24 protein-coding genes are annotated in these 22,330 nt (G+C 62.1%); 5 read left to right on the plus strand and 19 right to left on the minus strand.

Features of this window, described 5'->3' with window-relative positions:
* Positions 1 to 42: 42 nt before the first annotated feature.
* The 3 genes from B0O95_RS10190 to pilM all read right to left on the minus strand — a co-directional run bounded on the left by B0O95_RS10190 (position 43) and on the right by pilM (position 2,782).
* Positions 43 to 1,089: a hypothetical protein gene (locus B0O95_RS10190; protein WP_146064049.1), complete on the minus strand. Its 1,047-nt coding sequence runs from the start codon at positions 1,087 to 1,089 to the stop codon at positions 43 to 45.
* On the minus strand, positions 1,086 to 1,649 hold the full coding sequence (locus B0O95_RS10195) for a PilN domain-containing protein (RefSeq protein ID WP_104077814.1): 564 nt from the start codon (positions 1,647 to 1,649) through the stop codon (positions 1,086 to 1,088). The genes B0O95_RS10190 and B0O95_RS10195 overlap by 4 nt, the downstream gene beginning before the upstream one ends.
* Positions 1,650 to 1,801: 152 nt before the next feature.
* A complete protein-coding gene (gene pilM / locus B0O95_RS10200) occupies positions 1,802 to 2,782 on the minus strand; it encodes a pilus assembly protein PilM (RefSeq protein ID WP_158249481.1) in 981 nt (326 codons plus the stop codon).
* 227 nt (positions 2,783 to 3,009) lie between these two features.
* Here pilM and B0O95_RS10205 point away from each other — a divergent pair, with 227 nt between their 5' ends.
* Positions 3,010 to 5,418 carry a penicillin-binding protein 1A gene (locus tag B0O95_RS10205; RefSeq protein WP_104077816.1) on the plus strand — a complete coding sequence of 803 codons (2,409 nt, stop codon included), beginning with the start codon at positions 3,010 to 3,012 and terminating at the stop codon, positions 5,416 to 5,418.
* A gap of 51 nt (positions 5,419 to 5,469) precedes the next feature.
* On the opposite strand, the gene cyaY is transcribed toward B0O95_RS10205, so the two are convergent.
* Positions 5,470 to 5,805, minus strand: a complete 336-nt coding sequence (cyaY, locus tag B0O95_RS10210) for an iron donor protein CyaY (protein ID WP_104077817.1) — start codon at positions 5,803 to 5,805, stop codon at positions 5,470 to 5,472.
* 35 nt (positions 5,806 to 5,840) lie between these two features.
* Between cyaY and lptM the strand changes: the two genes are divergently transcribed.
* The gene (lptM, locus tag B0O95_RS10215) at positions 5,841 to 6,164 is read left to right on the plus strand and encodes an LPS translocon maturation chaperone LptM (protein ID WP_104077818.1); all 324 of its coding nucleotides are present in this window, start codon (positions 5,841 to 5,843) and stop codon (positions 6,162 to 6,164) included.
* Positions 6,165 to 6,167: 3 nt separating this feature from the next.
* A complete protein-coding gene (lysA, locus tag B0O95_RS10220; protein ID WP_104077819.1) occupies positions 6,168 to 7,430 on the plus strand; it encodes a diaminopimelate decarboxylase in 1,263 nt (420 codons plus the stop codon).
* A gap of 292 nt (positions 7,431 to 7,722) precedes the next feature.
* On the opposite strand, the gene ccsB is transcribed toward lysA, so the two are convergent.
* The 3 genes from ccsB to B0O95_RS10235 form a co-directional block, all read right to left on the minus strand.
* The gene (gene ccsB, locus B0O95_RS10225; protein ID WP_199180488.1) at positions 7,723 to 8,970 is read right to left on the minus strand and encodes a c-type cytochrome biogenesis protein CcsB; all 1,248 of its coding nucleotides are present in this window, start codon (positions 8,968 to 8,970) and stop codon (positions 7,723 to 7,725) included.
* A gap of 5 nt (positions 8,971 to 8,975) precedes the next feature.
* The gene (locus B0O95_RS10230) at positions 8,976 to 11,270 is read right to left on the minus strand and encodes a cytochrome c biogenesis protein ResB (RefSeq protein ID WP_104077857.1); all 2,295 of its coding nucleotides are present in this window, start codon (positions 11,268 to 11,270) and stop codon (positions 8,976 to 8,978) included.
* Positions 11,271 to 11,384: 114 nt separating this feature from the next.
* Positions 11,385 to 12,044 (minus strand): c-type cytochrome, encoded by a 660-nt coding sequence (locus tag B0O95_RS10235; RefSeq protein WP_104077820.1) that lies wholly within the window; start codon positions 12,042 to 12,044, stop codon positions 11,385 to 11,387.
* A gap of 202 nt (positions 12,045 to 12,246) precedes the next feature.
* Here B0O95_RS10235 and yihA point away from each other — a divergent pair, with 202 nt between their 5' ends.
* Positions 12,247 to 12,915 carry a ribosome biogenesis GTP-binding protein YihA/YsxC gene (gene yihA / locus B0O95_RS10240; protein WP_199180489.1) on the plus strand — a complete coding sequence of 223 codons (669 nt, stop codon included), beginning with the start codon at positions 12,247 to 12,249 and terminating at the stop codon, positions 12,913 to 12,915.
* 212 nt (positions 12,916 to 13,127) lie between these two features.
* Positions 13,128 to 14,129, plus strand: coding sequence for a porphobilinogen synthase (gene hemB, locus B0O95_RS10245; RefSeq protein ID WP_104077821.1), 1,002 nt, complete (start codon positions 13,128 to 13,130; stop codon positions 14,127 to 14,129).
* 162 nt (positions 14,130 to 14,291) lie between these two features.
* Here the strand turns inward: hemB and dsbD are convergent, their stop codons facing one another.
* The 12 genes from dsbD to rpmD all read right to left on the minus strand — a co-directional run bounded on the left by dsbD (position 14,292) and on the right by rpmD (position 22,323).
* Entirely contained in the window at positions 14,292 to 16,157 is a 1,866-nt protein-coding gene (gene dsbD, locus B0O95_RS10250; RefSeq protein ID WP_104077822.1) for a protein-disulfide reductase DsbD, read from the minus strand.
* The gene (gene cutA, locus B0O95_RS10255; protein ID WP_104077858.1) at positions 16,150 to 16,461 is read right to left on the minus strand and encodes a divalent-cation tolerance protein CutA; all 312 of its coding nucleotides are present in this window, start codon (positions 16,459 to 16,461) and stop codon (positions 16,150 to 16,152) included. Before cutA ends, dsbD begins: the two co-directional genes overlap by 8 nt.
* A 196-nt stretch (positions 16,462 to 16,657) precedes the next feature.
* Positions 16,658 to 17,053 (minus strand): 50S ribosomal protein L17, encoded by a 396-nt coding sequence (rplQ, locus tag B0O95_RS10260; protein WP_104077823.1) that lies wholly within the window; start codon positions 17,051 to 17,053, stop codon positions 16,658 to 16,660.
* A 165-nt stretch (positions 17,054 to 17,218) separates the two neighbouring features.
* Positions 17,219 to 18,196: a DNA-directed RNA polymerase subunit alpha gene (locus tag B0O95_RS10265; RefSeq protein WP_104077824.1), complete on the minus strand. Its 978-nt coding sequence runs from the start codon at positions 18,194 to 18,196 to the stop codon at positions 17,219 to 17,221.
* A 132-nt stretch (positions 18,197 to 18,328) separates the two neighbouring features.
* A complete protein-coding gene (rpsD, locus tag B0O95_RS10270; protein WP_013434810.1) occupies positions 18,329 to 18,952 on the minus strand; it encodes a 30S ribosomal protein S4 in 624 nt (207 codons plus the stop codon).
* A gap of 148 nt (positions 18,953 to 19,100) precedes the next feature.
* Complete coding sequence (rpsK, locus tag B0O95_RS10275; protein ID WP_104077825.1) at positions 19,101 to 19,505, minus strand: 30S ribosomal protein S11; 405 nt, start codon at positions 19,503 to 19,505, stop codon at positions 19,101 to 19,103.
* A gap of 28 nt (positions 19,506 to 19,533) precedes the next feature.
* Positions 19,534 to 19,899 (minus strand): 30S ribosomal protein S13, encoded by a 366-nt coding sequence (gene rpsM / locus B0O95_RS10280; protein ID WP_076785630.1) that lies wholly within the window; start codon positions 19,897 to 19,899, stop codon positions 19,534 to 19,536.
* 34 nt (positions 19,900 to 19,933) lie between these two features.
* The gene (rpmJ, locus tag B0O95_RS10285) at positions 19,934 to 20,050 is read right to left on the minus strand and encodes a 50S ribosomal protein L36 (RefSeq protein WP_041754149.1); all 117 of its coding nucleotides are present in this window, start codon (positions 20,048 to 20,050) and stop codon (positions 19,934 to 19,936) included.
* Between the two features lie 20 nt (positions 20,051 to 20,070).
* A complete protein-coding gene (gene infA, locus B0O95_RS10290) occupies positions 20,071 to 20,289 on the minus strand; it encodes a translation initiation factor IF-1 (RefSeq protein ID WP_004521905.1) in 219 nt (72 codons plus the stop codon).
* Between the two features lie 11 nt (positions 20,290 to 20,300).
* The gene (gene secY, locus B0O95_RS10295; RefSeq protein ID WP_104077826.1) at positions 20,301 to 21,635 is read right to left on the minus strand and encodes a preprotein translocase subunit SecY; all 1,335 of its coding nucleotides are present in this window, start codon (positions 21,633 to 21,635) and stop codon (positions 20,301 to 20,303) included.
* Positions 21,636 to 21,679: 44 nt separating this feature from the next.
* Complete coding sequence (gene rplO / locus B0O95_RS10300) at positions 21,680 to 22,114, minus strand: 50S ribosomal protein L15 (RefSeq protein WP_104077827.1); 435 nt, start codon at positions 22,112 to 22,114, stop codon at positions 21,680 to 21,682.
* A 26-nt stretch (positions 22,115 to 22,140) separates the two neighbouring features.
* Positions 22,141 to 22,323, minus strand: a complete 183-nt coding sequence (rpmD, locus tag B0O95_RS10305; RefSeq protein ID WP_041753260.1) for a 50S ribosomal protein L30 — start codon at positions 22,321 to 22,323, stop codon at positions 22,141 to 22,143.
* Positions 22,324 to 22,330: the final 7 nt, after the last annotated feature.

A 22,330-nucleotide genomic window follows, 5' to 3' on the forward strand; every position in this document is an offset into this window, starting at 1 on the left:
ACCGTGCCGCCACGCGACGCGTGTTGCCAAATCGAACGCTGCTCACCCGTAGCCCTCCGCTGGTGGCGCCGATGGTCCATGATTGCTGCGCCCGGCCTCCCAAGCTGCGTCGTCGGCAATTGCCCCCGCCGCCAAGTCGGCGCCATCGCCTGGGGCGGCTGGTAGGCGGGGTTTGATCGCGTCGACCACGGCGATCCGGCGCGACCCGCTCCATATCGTGCCGATCCACACCGGTGACGTGACCGATGCCATGCGAGTCTGGCGTGCGCGGGACCCACTAAAAGGATCCGATGGCAACGGCGAAGGTGGGTTGCCGGTACGCCTGCGGTCGGCATCGACGCCTCGCTCGACAGCGGCATCCCGGCTGGCATCATGCACGCGAACAGCATCCGCCGCCAGGCTGCGCGTCGGCAACGGCACGCGGGGCTCGCGTACCCACTCGCGGCCGCAGCCAGCTGCAGCGAGACCGGGTCCACCGCGCATTCCGTATATCGTCAATAGGGCGCGCAACGAGAGTTGCCCACCGTCCGCTTTCAGTTGGACCTCGTCGGGTATCGCGATCACCGGCAGCGCGCTCAGCGAGCCGAGAAAGGACCATGCGCCGATAAAGTCGCCGGATGCGGCCAGCCTAGCCGTCTGCCGGTCGACTGCTTGCGCCCCCTCGCCTCGGCGTTCTCCCACCGCGACTTCGGCAACAGGCTCGACGCTGTCGAGTAACAGGCCCGCACGTGCTGCCAACGTGTCGATCCGTTGCATGTGCTGTGCGATGTCCGGATCGATCCGCACAGCACGCACCTTTTCCAACTGGCGCCTGAGTGCGGGCAACGCGCTGACTTGCCGATGAGCTTGCGCAGTCTTTGCACGCAACCCAGCCACCGCCACGGCCTCGGCGCGCATGCGCTCGTCGTGCGAGGATTGCGACACGTACAGCGTGCCGCCGAACGACAACGCGGCCAACGCCCCCATCGCGATACGAAACTGCATGGCCGGCCACTGCTCCAGCGGCCGCGCCAATGCCCGCCACGACGCAAGCAGCGCCGCCTGGCCGCGTAAACCGTATGGGGAAGCATCGATTGTGTGCGCCATCATGAAGCCTCTCCAGCGTGGACGGACTGCTCCACACCTCGCGCAACCACACGCTGCTCATGCGGCGACATCAACGGCCGCGTACCGGCGTGGGTCAACCGCGCAGTAAAGTTGAACGCGCCAGCAGGCGTGGTGCGACCTGTGTCGGCGGCCTCACGATCAGGCGGCACGCGCCGAAACGACAGGACGCTGGTCGAAACCACGCCTGGCGCATGCCGCAATTCATTTAGCCATGCAGATAAAGCGGACTGGCCAGTGGCTTGCCCGCTGACGAAGGTCTCGTCGCCGTGCCGACTCAGTTCGGTCAGGCGCACGTCATGGGCTGCGGCCCTTGACAGACGGTCGAGCAGCGCGAGCAACTGATCCCTGCGCACCGCGCGTTGTGTCGCGTGCTCGCAAAACGCGCGGTAGGCACCCAGTTCGGCCTGCAGGCTGGCGTACTCGGCCATCGGAATCGCTGCAGCCGTAAGGTCACTTTCGAGCCGTTGCCGGTTCTGCTCAGCCGCGATGTCATTGCGTCCGGCGGCGGCCGCCACAATCGCCGCGACCCCAACGCCGCCCAACGCGGCACACGCGGCACTAAACGCTCTGCGTTGACGAACTCTGCGTCGGCGCCGCGCGCGATGGGGCAACAGATTGAAACCGCCAAGGTCCCCAAGCAGCAACGCACATGCCGCACGGCAACGCCCGTCACGAGCCCTCGCTGACACACCACTCATTCGAGCACCCCGCGCATCGCGAGCCCGAAGGCGACGGCATACGCCGGACTGTTGCTGCACGGTTGTGCGGCGATCGACGCGCGGCAAAACGGCGCACACCGGAATAACTGCGGATCGCATCCAAGCGCGCCGCGCAACGCATCGAAATCGAGTCCCGCGGCCGCGATCGCGGCAACCTCGCCGCCCACCACGGCTCCCGAGAGGTCGTCAGAGGCCAGCGCGTCACGCAGCGCGTCCAATATCGGGCCCCGGTGCCCGGATAACGCATGCCACTCACGCCGTACCATCGTGCCGCGCAGCAGCCACGCATACACAGTGCCACCGCCGACCCATATCGCGCACCAGCAACAACCGGCGGGCAACACGAGTGCACCATGCAACCGACACGCACGCAGTGCGGCCGCAGCCTCGCCGTCTACCGTACTGAGCACGATGTTCGCAGCCGCTGCCGTGGCGATCCGTATATCGAGCCAATCACGCGAAGCGGCGGTGATCGTCACCGCGTCGGGATCGTCGTCCCGATCCGCCATGAGCCAATCGACGACGATCGACGATGGATCCACGCCGAACAGGCGTTCGGCCTCGGCCAGCACGGCCGGCTCCAATTCGTCGAACGCGGCGCACGCGTGCTGCGCCGAAGCGAGGCCAGGTGTGCGGCGTGCCAACTCGGCGAGCGAGGTCACGCCCGTGTAGGTCACCGCCGGCGGCAACGCCATCGCGTATCGCACACCGGCGAGAGACCGCCGTATCGGAATACCGTCGCGCAATACGCTCAATGCCCGCGACACGCATTCGGGCCGCAAAATTTCGCCATCATCCACCACGCCCGCCGGCAGCGGTTGCGCCGCCAGGTGCTCGACGCGCACGTCGGCGCCGTCAGCCAGCCTGCGGCTGGCCACCGCCATCCGGATTTCCGACGGCGTAATGTCGATTCCTGCCGCGAACCGGCGTCCAACGGACAATAAAGCATTCTGCATGTTCCCTCCCTTGCTTCGCCGCGTCGGCCGGAAACCGCTCCGGCTCTGCGCTCGACGAAGCATGCAGACATTGTTGCGAGCTGCGCCGCCGCCGAACATTCGGCTGATCGGCCAGCGGCGGCTCACTCACGCCACGTCGCGTCCACAATAGGCATCCTTGCGGACAAGGGGATCAGTCGTGTCAGCCCGCCCCGCTATAATCGCGAGTTCGTGTTTTTGGTATTCCCATGCAATCGACGACGCCTGACGCCTCTCCTCCTCCGGCCGGCCCAAAGCGCAAGCGCGCGCTATGGTGGCGGGTTTTGCTCGCGCTGGGCACCCTACTGATCGGGACGATACTGGCGCTGGCGCTAGTGCTGTGCTACGCGGTGGTCGTTGCCGAGCGCAACCTGCCGTCGTTGGACGCATTGACGGACTACCGGCCCAAGCTGCCACTGCGCGTCTATACGGCGGACCATGTGCTGATCGGCGAATTCGGCGAGGAACGCAGGCGTATCGTGCGATTCGACGAAATCCCGGAGGTGATGAAAAAGGCGGTGCTGGCGATCGAGGACTATCGCTTCTACGATCATGGCGGGGTTGACCTGACCGGCATCCTGCGCGCCGGCGTGGCCAATTTCACCCGGGGCGGCAATGCGCAAGGCGCCAGTACGATCACAATGCAGGTGGCACGCAACTTCTTTTTATCCAGCGAGAAAACCTACACCCGCAAGCTGTACGAGATGCTGCTCGCGTACAAGATCGAGTCAGCGTTAACGAAGGATCAGATTCTCGAGGTCTACATGAATCAGATCTATCTCGGGCAACGTGCATACGGTTTCGCCAGCGCGGCGCGCGTGTACTTCGGCAAGGATTTGAAGGACGTGACGCTCGCTCAGGCGGCCATGCTCGCCGGGCTGCCCAAGGCGCCATCCGCATACAACCCCGTGGTAAACCCCCGGCGCGCGAAGATACGCCAGGAGTACATCCTGCAACGTATGCTCGAGTTGCACTACATCAACACGGATCAATACGATGCGGCGATACACGAGCCGATCGTGCTCAAGACGGTGAGCGCGCCGTACAGCGTGCACGCTGAGTACGTGGCCGAGATGGTGCGACAATTGATGTACGCACAGTATCGCGACGAGACCTACACGCGCGGCTTCGAGGTCGTGACGACGATCGATTCGGCGGATCAGGAGGTCGCATACCGCGCCGTGCGCAAGGGCGTGATGGACTACGACCGCCGCCATGGTTACCGTGGACCGGAAGGGTTTGTCGAATTGCCGCAGGATGCCGCCGAGCGCGAGCAGGCGATCGATGACGCATTGCTCGAACATCCGGACAACGGCGACCTAGTCGCCGCCGTCGTCACGCAAGCTGGCCCGCACGAGGTCAAGGCTTCGCTGATCGACGGCAACACCGTCACCATCCGAGGCGACGGACTGCGCTTTGCTGCCGCAGCCTTGTCCGGGCGTGCACAGCGGAACCAGCGCATCCGCCCCGGATCGATCATCCGGATCACCAAGGCCGAGGATGGTGCGTTCAGCATCGTGCAGTTGCCGCAGGTCGAGAGCGCGCTCATCGCGCTCTCGCCGCAGGACGGCGCGATCCGCGCGCTGATCGGTGGCTTTGATTTCAACAAGAGCAAATTCAATCACGTCACGCAGGCGTGGCGCCAGGCCGGTTCGAGCTTTAAGCCGTTCATCTATTCGGCCGCGCTGGACAAGGGACTGGGGCCAGCGACGATCATCAATGATGCGCCGCTGTACTTTCCGCCAACCACACCCGGCGGCCACGCGTGGGAACCGAAGAACTACGGCGGCGGCTACGATGGTCCGATGACGATGCGCACCGCGCTGCAGAAGTCGAGGAACCTCGTATCGATCCGGATCCTGAGCCATATCGGCACGCATTACGCGCAGCAGCACATCACGCACTTCGGTTTCGATGCGGACAAACACCCTGCCTACCTGCCGATGGCACTCGGCGCGGGGCTCGTCACGCCATTACAGATGGCCGCCGGCTATGCGGTGTTCGCCAACGGCGGCTACCGGATCAATCCCTACCTGATTGCCGAGGTCACCGATGCGCGCGGCGCGCTCGTCGCGCGTGCGCAGCCGGTGGTGGCCGAGCAGAATGCGCCGCGCGCGGTTGATCCGCGCAATGCGTACATTATGAATAACCTGCTGATCGGTGTCGCACAGCGCGGAACGGGCGCCAAGTCGAACGCACTCAAGCGCGTGGACATCGGCGGCAAGACCGGCACGACCAACGACTCGCGCGACGCCTGGTTCGCCGGCTACCAGCATACGCTGGTCGCTGTCGCATGGATCGGCTTTGACAGCTCGCGCAGCTTAGGCGATCGCGAAACCGGCGGCGGCCTCGCATTGCCTATTTGGATCGATTACATGGGCCGAGCGCTCAAGGACAAACCCACCTACACCATGCCCCGCCCGCCGGGCATCGAAGACATCGGCGGCGAGCTATACTACGCTAATATGCTGCCGGGTTCAGGCTTCGTGGCAGCGGTCGACATGCCCGCCTCGGCACTGACTGGCGAATCGGCAAGCGCCGCCTCGGACTCGGGTGTCAACGCGAGCGTAGACGAATCCGAACGACAGGACATCATGAAGCTGTTCAAGGGCCAGTGAGCACGCCACACAAGCGCGGCGCGCACGGGGCATGATGCGCAGCGCGGCGGCTCACGACGCGCGCGCGAGCGTGACCGGCTGGCCCGCATGCAGCGACACCGCGGCGGACAACGTCGCAAAAAACTCGGTCGATGTGCGGGTATCGCGCCACACGCCGTCAACATACTTGAAGTGATACCCACCAGACTTCGCTGCGATCCAGATTTCGTGCATCGGCGGCTGCAAATTCACGATGATCTTCGAATCGTCGTCGAATTCGAGCGTCAGCACGTTTGCGCTGCGCTCGCATTCGACGTCGATGCCCGCCTCGTCGGCCGCATCCTCGATGGCCGTCTGCACGGCGTCGAGCGTCTGTTCGGCTAGCTCCAGGTATTCGGTATCGGTCATGCTAAACTCCACCGGTTAGATTGACAGGGTCCGTCATGCGTGTCGTTTCAGGATTGTCGGGCATTGTAGCGGGTCCGCGCCGTGCCATCGCGGTGTCGTATGGTATCGTGGCCTGGGGCGTTGCCGTGCTCGCGGGCTGTGGACAGCGCGGCCCGTTGTACTTGCCCAGTGTGCCGCCGCTGCCTGAACGGCCGGCCTTCATCGCACAACCGGCGTCCGCCACCGCTGCATCGTCGGCCAGCAGTGCCATGGGCGCATCCGCGACGCCATCCCCCGACCCATCGCAGCGCGGCCTTCGGACCGCGCCCAACCTGTCTGTCCCGCGGTCTGCCTCCGATACTGCCCAACCTGCCCGCTAATTCATGGTTAATGCCTTCGCCTACGTCAACGGTGAACTGCACGCCGAACGCGTGCCCGCCGGCCAGCTCGCCGAACAATACGGCACGCCGCTCTACGTCTATTCGCGTGCCGCGCTGACCGACGCATACCAGGCCTATGCGAGCGCGTGCACCGGCCGCCGCGCGAAGATCCATTATGCGGTCAAGGCCAACAGCAATCTCGCCGTGCTGAACGTGTTCGCGCGCCTGGGCGCCGGATTCGATATCGTTTCCGGCGGCGAACTCGCGCGCGTACTCGCCGCCGGTGGCAAGCCGCACGACGTGGTGTTTTCCGGTGTCGGCAAGAGCACCGCCGAGATGCGCATTGCGTTGGATGCGGGCGTGCGTTGCTTCAACGTCGAGTCGCTGGCCGAATTGGCGCGACTGAACCAGGTCGCCGGTGAATCGGGCCAGATCGCACCGATATCGCTACGTGTAAACCCCGATGTCGATGCGAAGACTCATCCGTATATTTCGACGGGCCTAAAGGCAAACAAGTTCGGCGTCGCCTTCGACGATGCACGTGCGGCATATCGCGCGGCGCTGGGCATGAAACATTTGCGCATCGCGGGCATCGACTGCCACATCGGCTCGCAGATCACCGAGATTTCCCCCTACCTTGATGCCATCGACAAGGTACTCGAGTTAGTCGCGCAAGTCGAGGCAGACGGCGCACCAATCGGCCATATCGACGTCGGTGGCGGCCTGGGCATTCGCTACGACGACGAAACGCCGCCGGACATCGGCACGTTCGTGAAAGCGATACTGGACCATTTCGATCGGCGTGGACATGGCCATCGTGAAATCTGGTTTGAGCCTGGCCGTTCGCTGGTCGGCAATGCGGGAATCTTGCTGACCCGCGTCGAATACTTAAAGCCGGGAGCAGTCAAGCATTTCGCGATCGTCGATGCAGCGATGAACGACCTCGCCCGCCCCGCCATGTACGACGCGTATCACGCGGTCGACGCGGTCGCGCCGCGCGATGGCCAGCCGCCGGTGATCTACGACATCGTCGGCCCAGTGTGCGAGAGTGGCGACTGGTTGGCTCGCGATCAGTCACTCGTACTGAAGTCCGGCGACCTGCTCGCGATACGGTCAGCCGGCGCATACGGGTTCGTGATGAGCTCGAACTACAACACCCGCCCCCGGGCCGCCGAGTTACTGGTGGACGGCGCGCGGGTGCACGTGGCCCGCCGACGCGAAACGCTCGCGCAGTTGATGGACGACGAATCGACACTGCCCGACTGAGCCGGGTGACCGCTCAGAAGGTACCGCCGCGCGGCGCAATGTCGTCGCCCTGCAGCGACACTGACCGGCTGCTCCACATCGGCTTGCTCCTGTTCGCACGATAGCGTCCACGCCTCATGCGCTCGCGTTGTCCATTCGCCGGTTAAGCGCAATCATCGTTACATTGCGCCGCTCTCTATCGGCTTGGACGCGGCACATGCGCACAATATTCCCATTTTTATGCCATGCGACTGAAAAAAACCGCCGGTATGCGGCGGTCGCGATACCGGTCGTCACCGTGCAGCGGCGGCGCCTAGAGATTACCGTAGCTGTGCAAGCCGGACAGGAACATATTGACGCCGAGGAACGCAAAAGTCGTCACGAGCAAACCGGTCAGCGCCCACCATGCCGCCGGCGTGCCACGCAACCCTTTCATTAGCCGCATATGCAGCCAGGCCGCGTAATTCAACCAGACGATCAACGCCCAGGTTTCCTTCGGATCCCAACTCCAATAGCCCCCCCAAGCCTCGGCAGCCCACAACGCACCAAGAATGGTCGCGATCGTGAAGAACGCGAAGCCGACCGCGATCGACTTATACATCACGTCGTCCAGCAATTCGAGCGAAGGCAACCGATCGTCCAGCATGCCGCGCTGCTTGAGCAGATAGGCCACCGATACCATCGCCGACAACGCGAAGCTGCCATAGCCGATGAAATTCGCCGGCACATGGATTTTCATCCACCAGCTTTGCAACGCCGGCACGAGCGGCTGAATGTGTTGCGCGTCGCGTGATATCGAGTACCACATCAGAAATCCGACGGCCGCGCTGATCACCAGCAGCACGAATGCACCCAACGCCCGCGTGCGGTAATGCGATTCGTAATAAAGATAAAATAGCGCAGTGATCAGGCAAAACAGCACGAACACTTCATACAGGTTCGAAATCGGAATGTGGCCGACATCCGGACTGATCAGGTACGATTCGTACCAGCGCACCATCATCCCCACAAATCCCATCCATACCGCCGCCCAAGTCAGCTTCGAGCCGATCGCGCCGCCCGAGGCCGAGCGCGTCAGCGTGCCGATCCAGTAAAACACGGTCGCGATGACAAACAGCGCGCTCATCCATAGGATCGCCGACTGGCTCGACAGCAGGTACTTCAGAAAAAACGTCGACTCGGCCCGTGCCAGGTCGCCGCGATACAGCGCCACGCCGGACAGTGCCAGCACCGCGATGCCCAGCGCCAGCCATCGAACCGGCTTCCAGCGCCAGGCCAGCACGACCAACGCCGGCACGGTACCGCACAACACGCCGACGTCATACACGTTCATGTACGCGTGATAGCGCGACAGCGCAAAGCCCGCGCCCACGATCACCAGCAACGCGAACAACCAGTCGAGCAGCGTCAGGCGGTGCAGCAGCGCACGGGTATCAAAGTCTGGTAGCCCGGCCAGCGGCCCCTCAACCGACGCAGTGGCTTGGGTGGCGCACGGCGGGCGTGACGCCGTATCCACCGCGGAGTCCCGGGCGGGCCGGGAAGATGAATGAGTCAAATCCATAATCTTCACTTTTGCGGAGATCGCAAGGAGGTAGGTGCCGACGTGTTGGAGGCCGACGTGTCGCCCGTTTGCGACGACGGTGCGTCGTCGCCGGCATTGGACGAACGCGTAGCGGCATTGGACGTGGCAACATGCGACAGGCCTGCATCGAGCGGCCGCACACCCAGCGCCGCACCAAGCGCGTCGCGCATGCGCACGTATTCGCCAGCAAAATCGAGCGTTCTGCGGGCCGTGGACATGGCCATCAGGACGCGGGTGCCGCCGTGCTGTCCCTCGGGCTTGAGCCAGATCCACAGGCGGCGTTCGCGCACGTAGAACATCGCAAAGATGCCCAGCACGAGCAGGATGCTGCCAAGATACACGAGAGGCTTGCCGGGCGCGCGGGTCAGCTGAAACACCGACGCCTGGACCTGCTTGAAGGAGTCAAGTTGCAGGTACACTGGCGCGCCGTAGAAAAAACTGTCCGACAACGCGTGAATGGCGCTTTGCATGAAACGCGTATTGTCAGCGTCAGGCGGCGCGGGCGGCTCCCCGGCGCGCTCCCGCGCAATCTGCCACACTTCCCAGAGCGCCCCTTCGAGCATCCGCAACAACAACTCGGCTGCTTTTTGCTGCTCCGCGTTCGGCACCGAATGGTCAATGAACTCGGCCACGGCCTGGAATCCGCCGTTCGGGGGCACACCGGCGGGCATGCCGTCGGGGCGCGCGCCGCCGGCGAACAGGTTCAGCACGCGCTGGGCGCTGTCGCGCAAAGGGCTCTGCAATGCACTATTGCTGGCCGATGGCATCGACCGTACGGCGAATCGGCGCGCCGCCTCGTCGCGCACGGCGGGATCCGCCAGCGCTGCACGCAGCCGCATCCATTCATTGACGGAGCCGGCGTTGTCCGCCGGAATGCGCAAGTAGCGGAACGGATCATCGGGACGACTGCGCATGCCTGCCAGGAACACTCGCTGGCCATCGATCAGCACCGGCAGCATGTAATTGTTATATTCGTGCGCCTGCCCGCTTTTGTCGCGAATCTTGAACTGCACGGACGGGCCGACATTGCGCAGCTCGACCGGTTTCGAGGTCTTCGCGCCCGACCCCAACCGTTCGTCAAACGCCTGTTTGAGCGATTGGTGCGATACGCCGCGCGCATCATTCCGCCCAGCGCCGTTGGACACGTTCTCGACATTGATGGCACGAAAATCCGTGAACTCGACGGTGTCGCCCTGTCCGAGCGATCCCAGCGGCATCGACGCGCCAATCGTACCGGCAAGCGGCACGGGCTGGCTGCCGGTGCCAGTCATCGGGTAAGCGCTTATGCGCATGGTCGAGCCACCATCCTGGAAACTGGATTGGTAAATAGCCACGCCGTCGTAGACGAACGGCTTGTTGACTTCGACACGCGCCGGGATGCGCTTGCCGCTATCATGGTCGACCACGACGATGTCGCTGGCGAACAACTTGGGCATGCCAGTCGAGTAATAGTCGACGATAAACTTATTCAACTCGATCGAGAATGGCAAATCCTGGATCAAAGAACCGTTCTGCTGGTTCAGTATTGCCGTGGACACATGCTGGCCTTCCGGCACCCAGGCGTAGCCCCGAAAGGTTGGGTTGGACGCCGACAACCGGTGCTCCGGGCCAATCTGGCTGATCACCTGGTTGGACTGCACAGGGGTCTTGTTGAATAGCCACATTTGCAGCTTGATCGGCAGGTTGCTGTCGAGCAACCCACCGAGGCAAATCACGACGATCGCCAGATGGGCGAAGATATAGCCGAGCTTATTGAATGCGCCACGCTTGGCAGTGATCAGCGTTGCCGTCCCGTCGGGTTCGTCGCGCGGCACGACTCGCATCTGGTAGCCGAGCCGGCGCACGAGCTCGCCGAGCGTCTGCGCGGCGTACTCCCGGTCCATCGTTGCCACATACTCCGCGTTGTGGTGGAATGCGCGCAAGCTGCCCTCGCGCACGCGCTCCTTCCAACTTTTCATGTCGGCGATCATCTTCGGCGCATTGCGAATCACGCACAGCGAGATCGACACGATCAGGAACGCGAGAATCAGCATGAACCACCACGCGCTGTACATCGTGTATAGCCCGAGCGCGCGGAAGATGTCGGCCCAGAACGGACCGAATTGGTTGACGTAGTTCGGGTAGGGGTCTTCCTGCGTCAGCACCGTGCCGATGACGCTCGCGATCGCCAGAATGACCAGCAGGCTGATCGCAAAGCGCATCGAGCTGAGCAACTCGATCGCGTCGCGCACGATCCGGTGTTCGGTACGAATCTGCACGCCCGATGTTGAAACACTCAATTCACACTCCATTCGGACGCTGCCCGCGCCCCTGCCAGCAAAAAAAGGGTGACGGCACTGGCATCGCCGGCCCTCACCCTTTGTAGTTTTCACCGGCGGCCCGCCGCCGCCGCATTACCGCAAGCCGCTGATGTAGTCGGCCACCGCCTTGATCTCATGATCACTGAGCCGTGCCGCGATCTGGCTCATCGGCACGTTGTTGTTGCGCGTGCCTTCTGCGAACGCCCTCAATTGGGCGATCGTGTAGTCGCTCCACTGCCCAGCCAGGCGCGGATACTGCGCCGGGATCCCCGCGCCGGCAGGTCCATGACAACCCGCGCACGCCGGCACACCCTTTTCGAGGATGCCGCCGCGCCAGATCTGCTGGCCCACCGCCACCAACGCGTTGTCGCTCGCGAATCCGCGCGTTTGCTGCTGCGACGCGAAATAGGCCGCCACGTTCGCTGTGTCCTGGTCCGACAGCACAGCGGCAAAAGGTGCCATCACGTCATTCTTGCGCTCCGGTTGCTCCGCGCCCGGCTGCGTCTTGAAATCGCTCAATTGCTTAACGGTATAGTCCGCGTGCTGCCCGGCAAGCTTCGGGAATGCCCCGCTCGCGCTGTTGCCGTCCGTGCCATGACACGTCGCACACACCTGGGCGGCAACGGCCTGTCCTCGGTTGAGGTCCGGCTTTGCCGGCGCATCCGCCGCTCCTGCCAACCCCGCCCATCCTGACGCCGCAACGATTCCTGCCAACATCTGAAGCACGACCACAGACCTGCTCAATCGGTTCATTCGCACACCTTGTTTCGTCTTGTAGGGAAGAGAACTGAGGTTCTGCAACAAACGACGGTAGGCAACCTCCGGCGACCCAGTGGACACGCAATCGAATCGTCAGTAAACCGTCGCATTGTACAATAACGCGCTATTCGCGATGATGCCAGCCCGGGGTTGCCCGGCCACTGCCCTTGCATTGCGCCGCCCTGTTGGTGATCTCATGCCCTTGTTACATCAGTGCCGTTTTTTCACGACCGTCAACCATCTGCGCGACCTGCCGGCGACGATACAGCCGGAAGTGGCGTTCGCCGGCCGCTCCAACGCCGGCAAGTCCACGGCGATCAACGTGTTATGCAACCAGAAGCGGCTGGCGTTCGCGAGCAAGACGCCCGGGCGCACACAGCATATCAATTACTTCGCGGTCGGGCCGGCGGACGCGCCCGTCGCGCATCTGGTAGATCTGCCCGGGTACGGGTACGCCGAAGTGCCCGGCGCTGCGAAGGCGCATTGGGAAGCGTTACTGAGCACTTACCTGACGACGCGGCCGCAGATCCGCGGCCTGATCCTCGTAATGGATTCACGGCGGCCGTTCACGGAACTGGACCGGCGCATGGTCGAGTGGTTCGGCGCAACCGCGCGGCCGATCCACGTGCTGCTCACTAAATGCGACAAATTGACGCGACAGGAAAGCATGAATGCTCTACGCGCCGCGCAAAAAGCCGCCACCGCTTACCAGGCTGCCGGTCTGCGCAGCGAGATTACGATACAGCTGTTCTCAGCCCTCAAGCGTATCGGCCTGGAGCAGGCTCACGCACTGCTGGAGCACTGGCTGGCACCGAACGCCGCTTCGCAAGCGGATGCGCAATCCGGCCCCGATGTGAGCGAATAGACATAAGGTGCCAATAAATGGGGCGCCGATAAAAAAACCCGCCGTCACGCGGCGGGTCAACAGCCTAATCGTAGAACGACAGGCACCCGCTCAGGGAGGAGAAGCGGGGAGTTCCGCACATCGTGCGGCCCTCGCTCGGTATGATATACCAACGGCCTGAAAAGTTTTGGGCGCCGCCATCTATCCGACAATCGACTCGAATACGCACCCCCATGAGCTTCTTTCCCCAGTACCGTCCGCGCCGCATGCGTCGCGATGATTTCTCCCGTCGCCTGATGCGTGAGAACCACCTGACGACGGATGATCTGATTTACCCGGTATTCGTCGTCGAAGGCACGCAGGTTCGCCAACCAGTGGCCTCATTGCCGGGCGTCGAACGTACGTCGGTCGATCTGTTAATGGGCGTGGCTGAACAATGTGTCCAGGCCGGCATCCCGGTGCTGGCGTTGTTCCCGGCGATCGAACCCGCGCTGAAGACACCGGACGGGCGGGAAGCGACCAACCCCGATGGGCTGATCCCGCGGGCGGTACGCGAACTCAAGCGTCGCTTTCCCGAGCTTGGCGTGCTAACCGACGTCGCGCTGGATCCGTACACGAGCCATGGACAAGACGGCGTGCTGGACGAGCATGGCTACGTGATTAACGACGTGACGTCAGCCATCCTCGTTGAGCAGGCACACACGCAAGCGCAGGCCGGCGTCGATATCGTGGCGCCATCGGACATGATGGACGGCCGGATCGGCTCGATCCGCGCAATGCTTGAGAACGAAGGCCATATCCATACTCGGATTATGGCTTATGCGGCCAAGTATGCGTCGGCCTTTTACGGCCCGTTCCGCGACGCGGTCGGCTCGGCAGCCAATCTGGGCAAGGGCAACAAGATGACGTACCAGATGGACCCAGCCAATGGCGATGAAGCGCTGCGCGAGGTCCAGTTGGACATCGAGGAAGGCGCGGACATGGTGATGGTTAAGCCTGGCATGCCGTATCTGGACGTCGTGTATCGCGTGAAAGAGGCATTTCACTTTCCAACCTATGCGTATCAGGTCAGCGGCGAATACGCGATGTTGAAAGCCGCCGCGCAAAACGGCTGGCTGGACCACGACAAGGTCGTCATGGAATCGTTGCTGGCGTTCAAGCGGGCTGGCGCGGATGGCGTGCTGACCTATTTTGCACTGGATGCCGCCCGTATCCTGCGGGAACAGCGTCGATGATGCCGCCCGCCTAGCATGGGCGCGATCCAATGGACGCAAGCTAGCGAGGGCATCCAGCGAACGCAAGTCAGCGAAGGCGGCCCAGCTAGGGCAATCCAGCGGCAGGGCCCGCTTTTGGCATGATCCGGCGTTACATCGCCGGCAGCGCTCGCTCTACGACTCTTAGCCGGCGACAGGGGACGAGGTGCCGATCAGGCGGTCCAGGCTTTTCAGGAAAAGCTCCGGCGACTGATAGCCGACGACGCGAGCCAGTTCCCGGCCTTGAGCGTCGAAGAAAACGATTCCTGGCGGCCCGAACAGCCGAAAGCGCCGCAGCAACGCCTGGTCGTTGGCGTGGTTCGCGGTGACGTCGGCACGCAGCAGGTCCATCGATGCCAATCTGGTCCGCACACGCTCGTCCCTGAACGTGAACTGCTCCATTTCCTTGCAACTCGTGCACCAGTCCGCATAGAAATCCAACATCACAGGCCGCCGCGCCGCGCCCAGTACCTGGTCTAGCTGTGTCGTCGACGTGACCGGGGCAAATGCAGGCACAGTGGCGGCGATCGTTGCGGCGGTCCCGGGCTCGGTCCGTGCGCCGGCAAAGACAGCGAGCGGTCTGAGCGGATCCGACGAACCGGCAGCCGCCCCAATCAGCAGCGCGACAGCCCACACGGCAAGCGCTGCGGCCAGGCCCTTGCTCAATCGCACCGCAATCGATACCGTGCCGGCCGAGCGATCAAAAAGCCGCAGGAGCGCTGCCGTGAACATCAGCCACAGCGCCGCCAGCGACATCGTGATCGTGCCGGGCAACACCGGTGTAACGAGCCACAGCGCAACGGCCAGCAGCATCATGCCAAAAATGCGCTTGACGGCGTCCATCCATCGACCTGCACGCGGCAGCAGCGCGCCAGCCCCGATGCCAACGACCAGCAGTGGCACGCCATTGCCGAGGCCCATCACGAACAGCGACGCGGCCCCCACGCCGATGTTGCCGGTATGCGCGATGAATAGCAGAATCGCAGCTAGCGGCGCGGTCATACATGCGCCGACGACAACGGCTGACAACGCCCCCATGATAAAGACGGCCGCAAACCGCCCCCCCGCCTGGCGCTGCGACAGCGCATTGGCGCGGTCCTGCAGCCCCTGTGGTAACTGAATGTCCCGGCCAGCCAACAACAAGCCCCCCATCCCCGCGATCAGTACCGCGAAGACACCGAGCACCCATCGGTTCTGCAACCACGCCCCGAGGCTTTGGCCGATCGCCGCGGCCGCTACGCCGAGCAACGCGTACACCAGCGCCATGCCAAACACATAGGCCACTGACAGCGTGAAGCCGCGCGCGCGTGTCACGTGGACCCCTTGACCAACAATGATCGATGACAGAATCGGAATCATCGGCAGCGAACAGGGAAACAAGCTCAACACGATGCCACCGGCAAAGAAGAATGCCAGCACGGCAAACAAGCCGTCCTGTTGCAACACGGCCTGCGCATCGTCGGCGCTAAAGAAGCGTTCGATCAACGGACCCGATCGTGCGTTGCCGTCACGGGTCGCCGTCACGCCTGCCACGCCAGCCTTTACCGCCGGGCCGCTCAAATGCACGACGTGCTCGGCCGGCGGGTAACAGATCCCCTGGTCCGCACAGCCCTGCGACGTCACGACAAGATCGAACGCGCCGCCCGCGCGGGTAATGGGCACCGTGACAACAAGGTTGCCGCGGTACGTCTCGACGTCCTGATTGAAGGTCTGGTCGAACTTGACCTTGCCGGGCGGCAACTGTGGCGTCCCCAGCGCGGCATCGCCCGACTTGACGGCAAACGCAAAGCGCTCGCGGTACAGGTAGTAGCCGTCAGCAATTCTGAAATGCAACTCGACCGTCCCCGGCTTTTCGACCGAGCTAAACTGAAATGCGTCTTGTGGATCGAGAAAATCGTCGCTCGCCCACGCGGCGCGGCAGGCCAGGGCCGCCCACAGCACCACGATAATCAGCACGATCCCGGTCAACCATGACGCGGCAGCCGAACGCTTGAAAGACGGATTAAACATGTGTCGGACGTGATGTCTCCGTGTCGACCCACGACGCGTAGGCAGGCGACGACGCAGCGGACCAGGACAGAATCTCCGGCGTCTGATACGGATGGTTTGCGGCAATAAACTTTTCCAACTCGAACGCACGCACCACCGCCGTCTTGAACAACAGCGGCACCTCGTCCGCGTGCTCGAGCCCGCCTTGCCAGTGATAGACCGAGCGCGACGGCGCAAGTTGCGTCGCACATGCCGCCAACCGGGCGTCCAGTACGGCGCGAGCAAGCGTCGCCGCGGCCTGGGCATCGGGCAATGTCGTAAGCATCAGGATGACGTTCGATGACACACGTTCCTCCGGTATCGTTAAACGATGAGCGACAGCCTGTCGGGCACACCGCCCCTCCCTCACTATCGTAACATCCGTGCGCGATCGTGCTCGGGCGCCGAACTAGCGTCCAGGTGCGCCACGCAACAAAAAAGGCCAAGCTGGGCTTGGCCTTTCTGATTTGCTGATGCAGCGCTTATTCGCCTTCTGCCGCTTCCGCTGCTTCCTCGACGACCGGACGGTCAACCAACTCAACCAGTGCCATCGGTGCGTTGTCGCCAACGCGGAAGCCGAACTTCAGGATCCGCAGATAGCCACCCGGGCGCGTTGCATAGCGCGGACCGAGCACTTCGAACAACTTCGATACCGACTTGTCGTCGCGCAACCGCGCGAAGGCAAGACGGCGGTTCGCGACGGACGGCTTCTTGCCCAGCGTGATCAGTGGCTCGACGACCTTGCGAAGCTCCTTTGCTTTGGGCAACGTCGTCTTGATGACTTCGTGCTCAATCAACGAGTTCGACATATTACGGAGCATGGCCAAGCGGTGGCTGCTCGTGCGGTTCAGTTTCCGCAAACCGTGACGGTGACGCATTTTAATTTCCTTGATCCAGAGTTTTGATCCAGCTCTTCTATTGCGCGACTCGATACGAGATACGAGGAACGTGCACGGGCCGGTACGGGATACGGCAAGACGCGGATTCTAAAAGAATATCCGCGTCGTTGCCAGTTCATGCCAACGGGCAGCGACGCCCACCGATTACTTGTCGAGGCCGGCCGGCGGCCAATTCTCCAGCTTCATGCCGAGCGTCAAGCCACGCGAAGCGAGCACTTCCTTGATCTCGTTCAACGACTTGCGGCCCAGGTTCGGCGTCTTCAGCAGCTCGTTCTCGGTACGCTGGATCAGGTCACCGATGTAGTAGATGTTCTCGGCCTTCAGACAGTTCGCGGATCGGACCGTCAGCTCGAGATCGTCAACCGGACGCAGCAGGATCGGATCGATCTGCGGCGCACGCGACGGCGTTTCAGCCGTCGTTTCGGTGCCTTCCAGCGCCGCGAACACAGACAACTGGTCGACCAGAATGCGAGCCGATTGACGAATCGCTTCCTCCGGCGAAATCACGCCATTGGTCTCGATGTTCATCACGAGCTTGTCCAGATCGGTACGCTGCTCGACCCGTGCACTCTCGACGGCGTAGCTAACCCGGCGAACCGGCGAGAACGACGCGTCGAGCACGATGCGGCCGATGACCTTAGCGCTTTCGTCGCCATAGCGGCGCACGTTGCCCGGCACATAGCCACGCCCCTTCTCGACCTTGATCTGCACGTCGAGCTTGCCGCCCTTGGATAGATGGGCGATAACGTGCTCCGGATTGATGACCTCACAGTCGTGCGGCACCTCGATGTCACCGGCGGTCACCACACCTTCGCCTTCCTTGCGCAGCGTGACGGTCACTTCATCGCGGTTGTGCAGCTTGAACACCACGCCCTTGAGGTTCAACAGCAGGTTGACCACGTCCTCTTGCACACCGTCGAGCGTCGAATACTCGTGAACGACGCCGGCGATCGTCACCTCGGTCGGCGCATAGCCGATCATCGACGATAGCAAAACACGCCGGAGCGCATTGCCCAAGGTGTGGCCATAACCGCGTTCAAACGGTTCCATGACCACTTTCGCGTGGTTGTCGCCAAGCGAATCCACTGCGATGATCTTGGGCTTCAACAAACTGGTTTGCATAGGTTTTCCTTTTCAATACCCTCGGCTCGTTACACCGATAAGGCTGACCGGTGACAACCTGAAAACGAACAGCCGAGCCACCGGCGCACACGGGCGCGCCCGCGCGGACAAGCAGCTCGGCCGTCGATACGATTAGCGCGAGTACAATTCGACAATCAGGCTTTCATTAATGTCGCCGGCAATATCGCTACGCTCCGGCACGTGCTTGAAGGTACCTTCAAACTTCTTTGCATCGACCGACACCCAGCCCGGGAAGTTGTTTTGCTCGGCCAGCGACAACGCCTCTTGAATCCGCGTCTGCTTCTTCGCTTGCTCACGCACGGCGACCACGTCGCCAGCTTTCACCTGCAATGACGGGATGTTCGCCACTTGGCCGTTCACGGTGATCGCCTTGTGGCTGACCAGCTGACGCGCTTCAGCACGCGTCGAGCCGAAGCCCATGCGATACACGACCGTGTCCAGACGCGACTCGAGCAGTTGCAGCAGCGTTTCGCCGGTGTTGCCCTTGCGGCGATCGGCTTCGGCGAAGTAACGACGGAACTGGCGCTCGAGCACGCCGTAGATCCGCTTCACCTTTTGCTTTTCGCGCAGTTGCAGACCATAGTCGGACGTGCGTGCACCCGACGTACGACCATGCTGGCCCGGCTTGCTATCGAGCTTGCACTTATCGGCGAGCGAGCGACGCGCGCTCTTCAAGAACAGATCGGTGCCTTCGCGGCGGGACAGTTTTGCTTTCGGACCGGTATAGCGTGCCACTTTGCAATTCCTTAACGTTGATTTACGCGGATCTGGCCGATCCGCGCTAGTTCGCGCCCTTTGGGCCGAACGGTGGACTTAGTTGATAAACTCAATGCAGCAAGCCTGCTGCCGTGCACGGCAGCAGGCTCCAATACGCTTGCTTGCATCAGATGCGGCGGCGCTTCGGCGGACGACATCCGTTGTGCGGCACCGGCGTCACATCGGAAATCGCCGTGATTTTGATGCCAAGGCCGTGCAGCGCGCGAACCGCCGATTCGCGACCCGGGCCCGGACCCTTGATCCGGACCTCGAGGTTCTTCACGCCATACTCCACCGCGACGCGGCCGGCCGACTCGGCGGCAACCTGTGCCGCGAACGGAGTCGACTTGCGCGAACCCTTAAACCCTTGACCACCCGACGTCGCCCACGCCAGTGCGTTGCCCTGGCGATCCGTGATCGTGATGATCGTGTTATTGAACGACGCATGGACGTGTACTACGCCCTCGGCGACGTTCTTCTTGACCTTCTTGCGAACGCGTTGCGCCGCGCTGCTGTTCGAAGCCTTAGCCATTACGTTTTCCTGTAACTGTCAGTTCCGCTTACTTCTTCAGCGCTTGGGCTGCACGACGCGGACCCTTACGGGTACGGGCGTTCGTGCGCGTGCGCTGACCGCGCATGGGCAGACCCTTGCGATGGCGGACACCTTCGTAGCAACCGATGTCCATCTTACGCTTGATGTTCATCGTCACTTCACGGCGCAAATCGCCCTCGACGACGAACTTCGCGACTTCATCGCGCAGCTTTTCGAGATCCGCGTCGGTCAGTTCCTTGACCTTCTTCGAAGTGTCCACGCCAGCTGACGCACAGATCAACCGTGCGCGCGAGGCACCAATACCGAGAATCGCCTGTAGGCCGATCACGGTGTGCTTGTGAACTGGGATGTTAACCCCTGCGATACGAGCCATTGTTTTTCCTCAAACAAAAAGCGCAAGCGTAGCCTTAGCCCTGGCGCTGCTTGTGACGCGGATCCGAGCTGCAAATGACGCGCACGACGCCCTTGCGCTTGATGATTTTGCAATTGCGGCAAATGCACTTAACCGATGCCATCACTTTCATGATATTACCCTTTTTCTCAATCACTTCGCCCGGAACACGATCCGCGCACGAGACAGATCGTAAGGCGTCAATTCCACCGTCACCTTGTCGCCCGGGAGGATCCGGATATAGTGCATCCGCATCTTTCCGGAGATATGTCCCAACACGACATGGCCGTTTTCCAGTTTCACCCGGAATGTTGCATTGGGGAGGTTTTCAATGACCTCGCCCTGCATCTGAATGACATCGTCTTTGGCCATATTCCTTGTGTTCAACGCATCGGGAGATTGCCGCCCTTGAAATTGGCTTTCTTGAGCAGCGATTCATACTGTTGCGACATAACGTACGACTGCACCTGCGCCATAAAATCCATCGTCACGACGACGATGATCAGCAGCGAAGTGCCGCCGAAGTAGAACGGCACGTTCCAGCGCAGCACCAGGAATTCGGGCAAGAGGCACACGAATACGATATAGATCGCACCGGCCAGCGTCAGACGGGTGAGAATCTTGTCGATGTAACGCGCGGTCTGCTCGCCCGGGCGAATCCCCGGAACAAAAGCACCACTTTTCTTCAGGTTGTCGGCCGTTTCCTTGCTATTGAACACCAACGCGGTGTAGAAGAAGCAGAAGAAAACAATAGCCAACGCGTACAACATCACGTACACCGGTTGCCCCGGCGCCAACGTCGACGCCAGATCATGCAGCCAACGCATGTTCGCGCCGGAGCTGACCCAGTTCGCGATCGTCGCCGGCAACAGGATGATCGACGACGCGAAAATCGGCGGAATCACACCCGACATGTTCAGCTTCAATGGTAGGTGCGACGACTGGCCACCATAGATCTTGTTACCGACTTGACGCTTCGCATAGTTCACAAGGATCTTGCGTTGCCCCCGTTCGATAAACACGACCAGATACGTGACCGCGGCAATCAGCGCGACGATGATGATCGCCGAGATGATGCTCATCGATCCAGTGCGCACCAGTTCGAACAATCCGCCGATTGCGTTCGGGAAACCCGCCGCGATACCACCGAAGATAATGATCGAAATCCCGTTGCCCAAGCCGCGCTCGGTGATCTGCTCGCCGAGCCACATCAGGAACATCGTGCCGGTCACCAGCGTCACCACCGTCGTGAACCGGAACATCATGCCCGGATCGATCACCAAGTTCGGCTGATTCTCGAGCGCAACCGCGATACTGAATGCCTGAAACGTCGCCAACGCCACCGTGAAGTAGCGCGTGTACTGAGTAATCTTGCGCTGACCCGCCTGTCCTTCCTTTTTCAGCGCTTCCAACTGCGGGGACACGATCGCAAGCAGCTGCATGATGATCGATGCCGAGATGTACGGCATGATCCCCAGCGCAAATATCGTGAACCGCGACAGCGCGCCACCCGAGAACATGTTGAACATGGCCAGGATGCCGCCGGACTGGCTTTGGAACAGCTTGGCCAGTTGATCAGGATCGATTCCCGGCACCGGGATATGCGCGCCGATTCGGTAGACGATCAACGCCAGCAGCAGGAAGACCAGCCGCCGACGCAGATCGCCGTACTTCGGCCCACCGCGTCCAGTCTTTGCGAAAGTCGGGCTGTTAGCCAAGAACCTTCTCCGTAGCAAATCCGAGTGACCGCGTCTGCAACGACTTACTCAGCAAACGAACCGCCCGCAGCTTCGATTGCAGCACGCGCGCCCTTCGTGGCGCCCAGCCCCTTGATCGTGACCTTGCGCTTGATCTCGCCGGTCGCGATGATCTTCGCACTCTTGATCAGCTCGCCTACGAGGCCCGCTTGCTTCAACGCCAGCAGATCGATTTCGTCGACCGGCAGCTTTTCCAGGTCGCCCAGACGTACTTCACCAACGAACTCCTTCGTCAGTGACGTGAACCCGCGCTTGGGCAAGCGGCGTTGCAACGGCATTTGACCGCCTTCGAAGCCCACCTTATGGAAGCCGCCCGAACGCGACTTCTGGCCTTTGTGACCACGGCCCGCCGTCTTGCCCAGGCCGGAGCCAATGCCACGGCCGACGCGACGCTTTGCGTGCTTAGAGCCTGCAGCCGGCTTCAGGTTGTTCAGTTCCATATTCACTCCTTAAGCTCGTGTCGCGCTTAGCCGATGACCTTAACGAGGTACGAGACCTTGTTGATCATGCCGCGCACCGCCGGCGTGTCCTGCAATTCGCTAACCGAGTTCAGGCGACGCAGGCCGAGGCCGCGCACCGTCGCGCGATGCGTATCGCGGGTACCGATCAGGCTCTTGACGAGCTGGACCTTGACAGTTTTTCCAGACATGGTGACC

It is taken from the genome of Mycetohabitans endofungorum, from assembly GCF_002927045.1.
GTDB lineage: Bacteria > Pseudomonadota > Gammaproteobacteria > Burkholderiales > Burkholderiaceae > Mycetohabitans > Mycetohabitans endofungorum.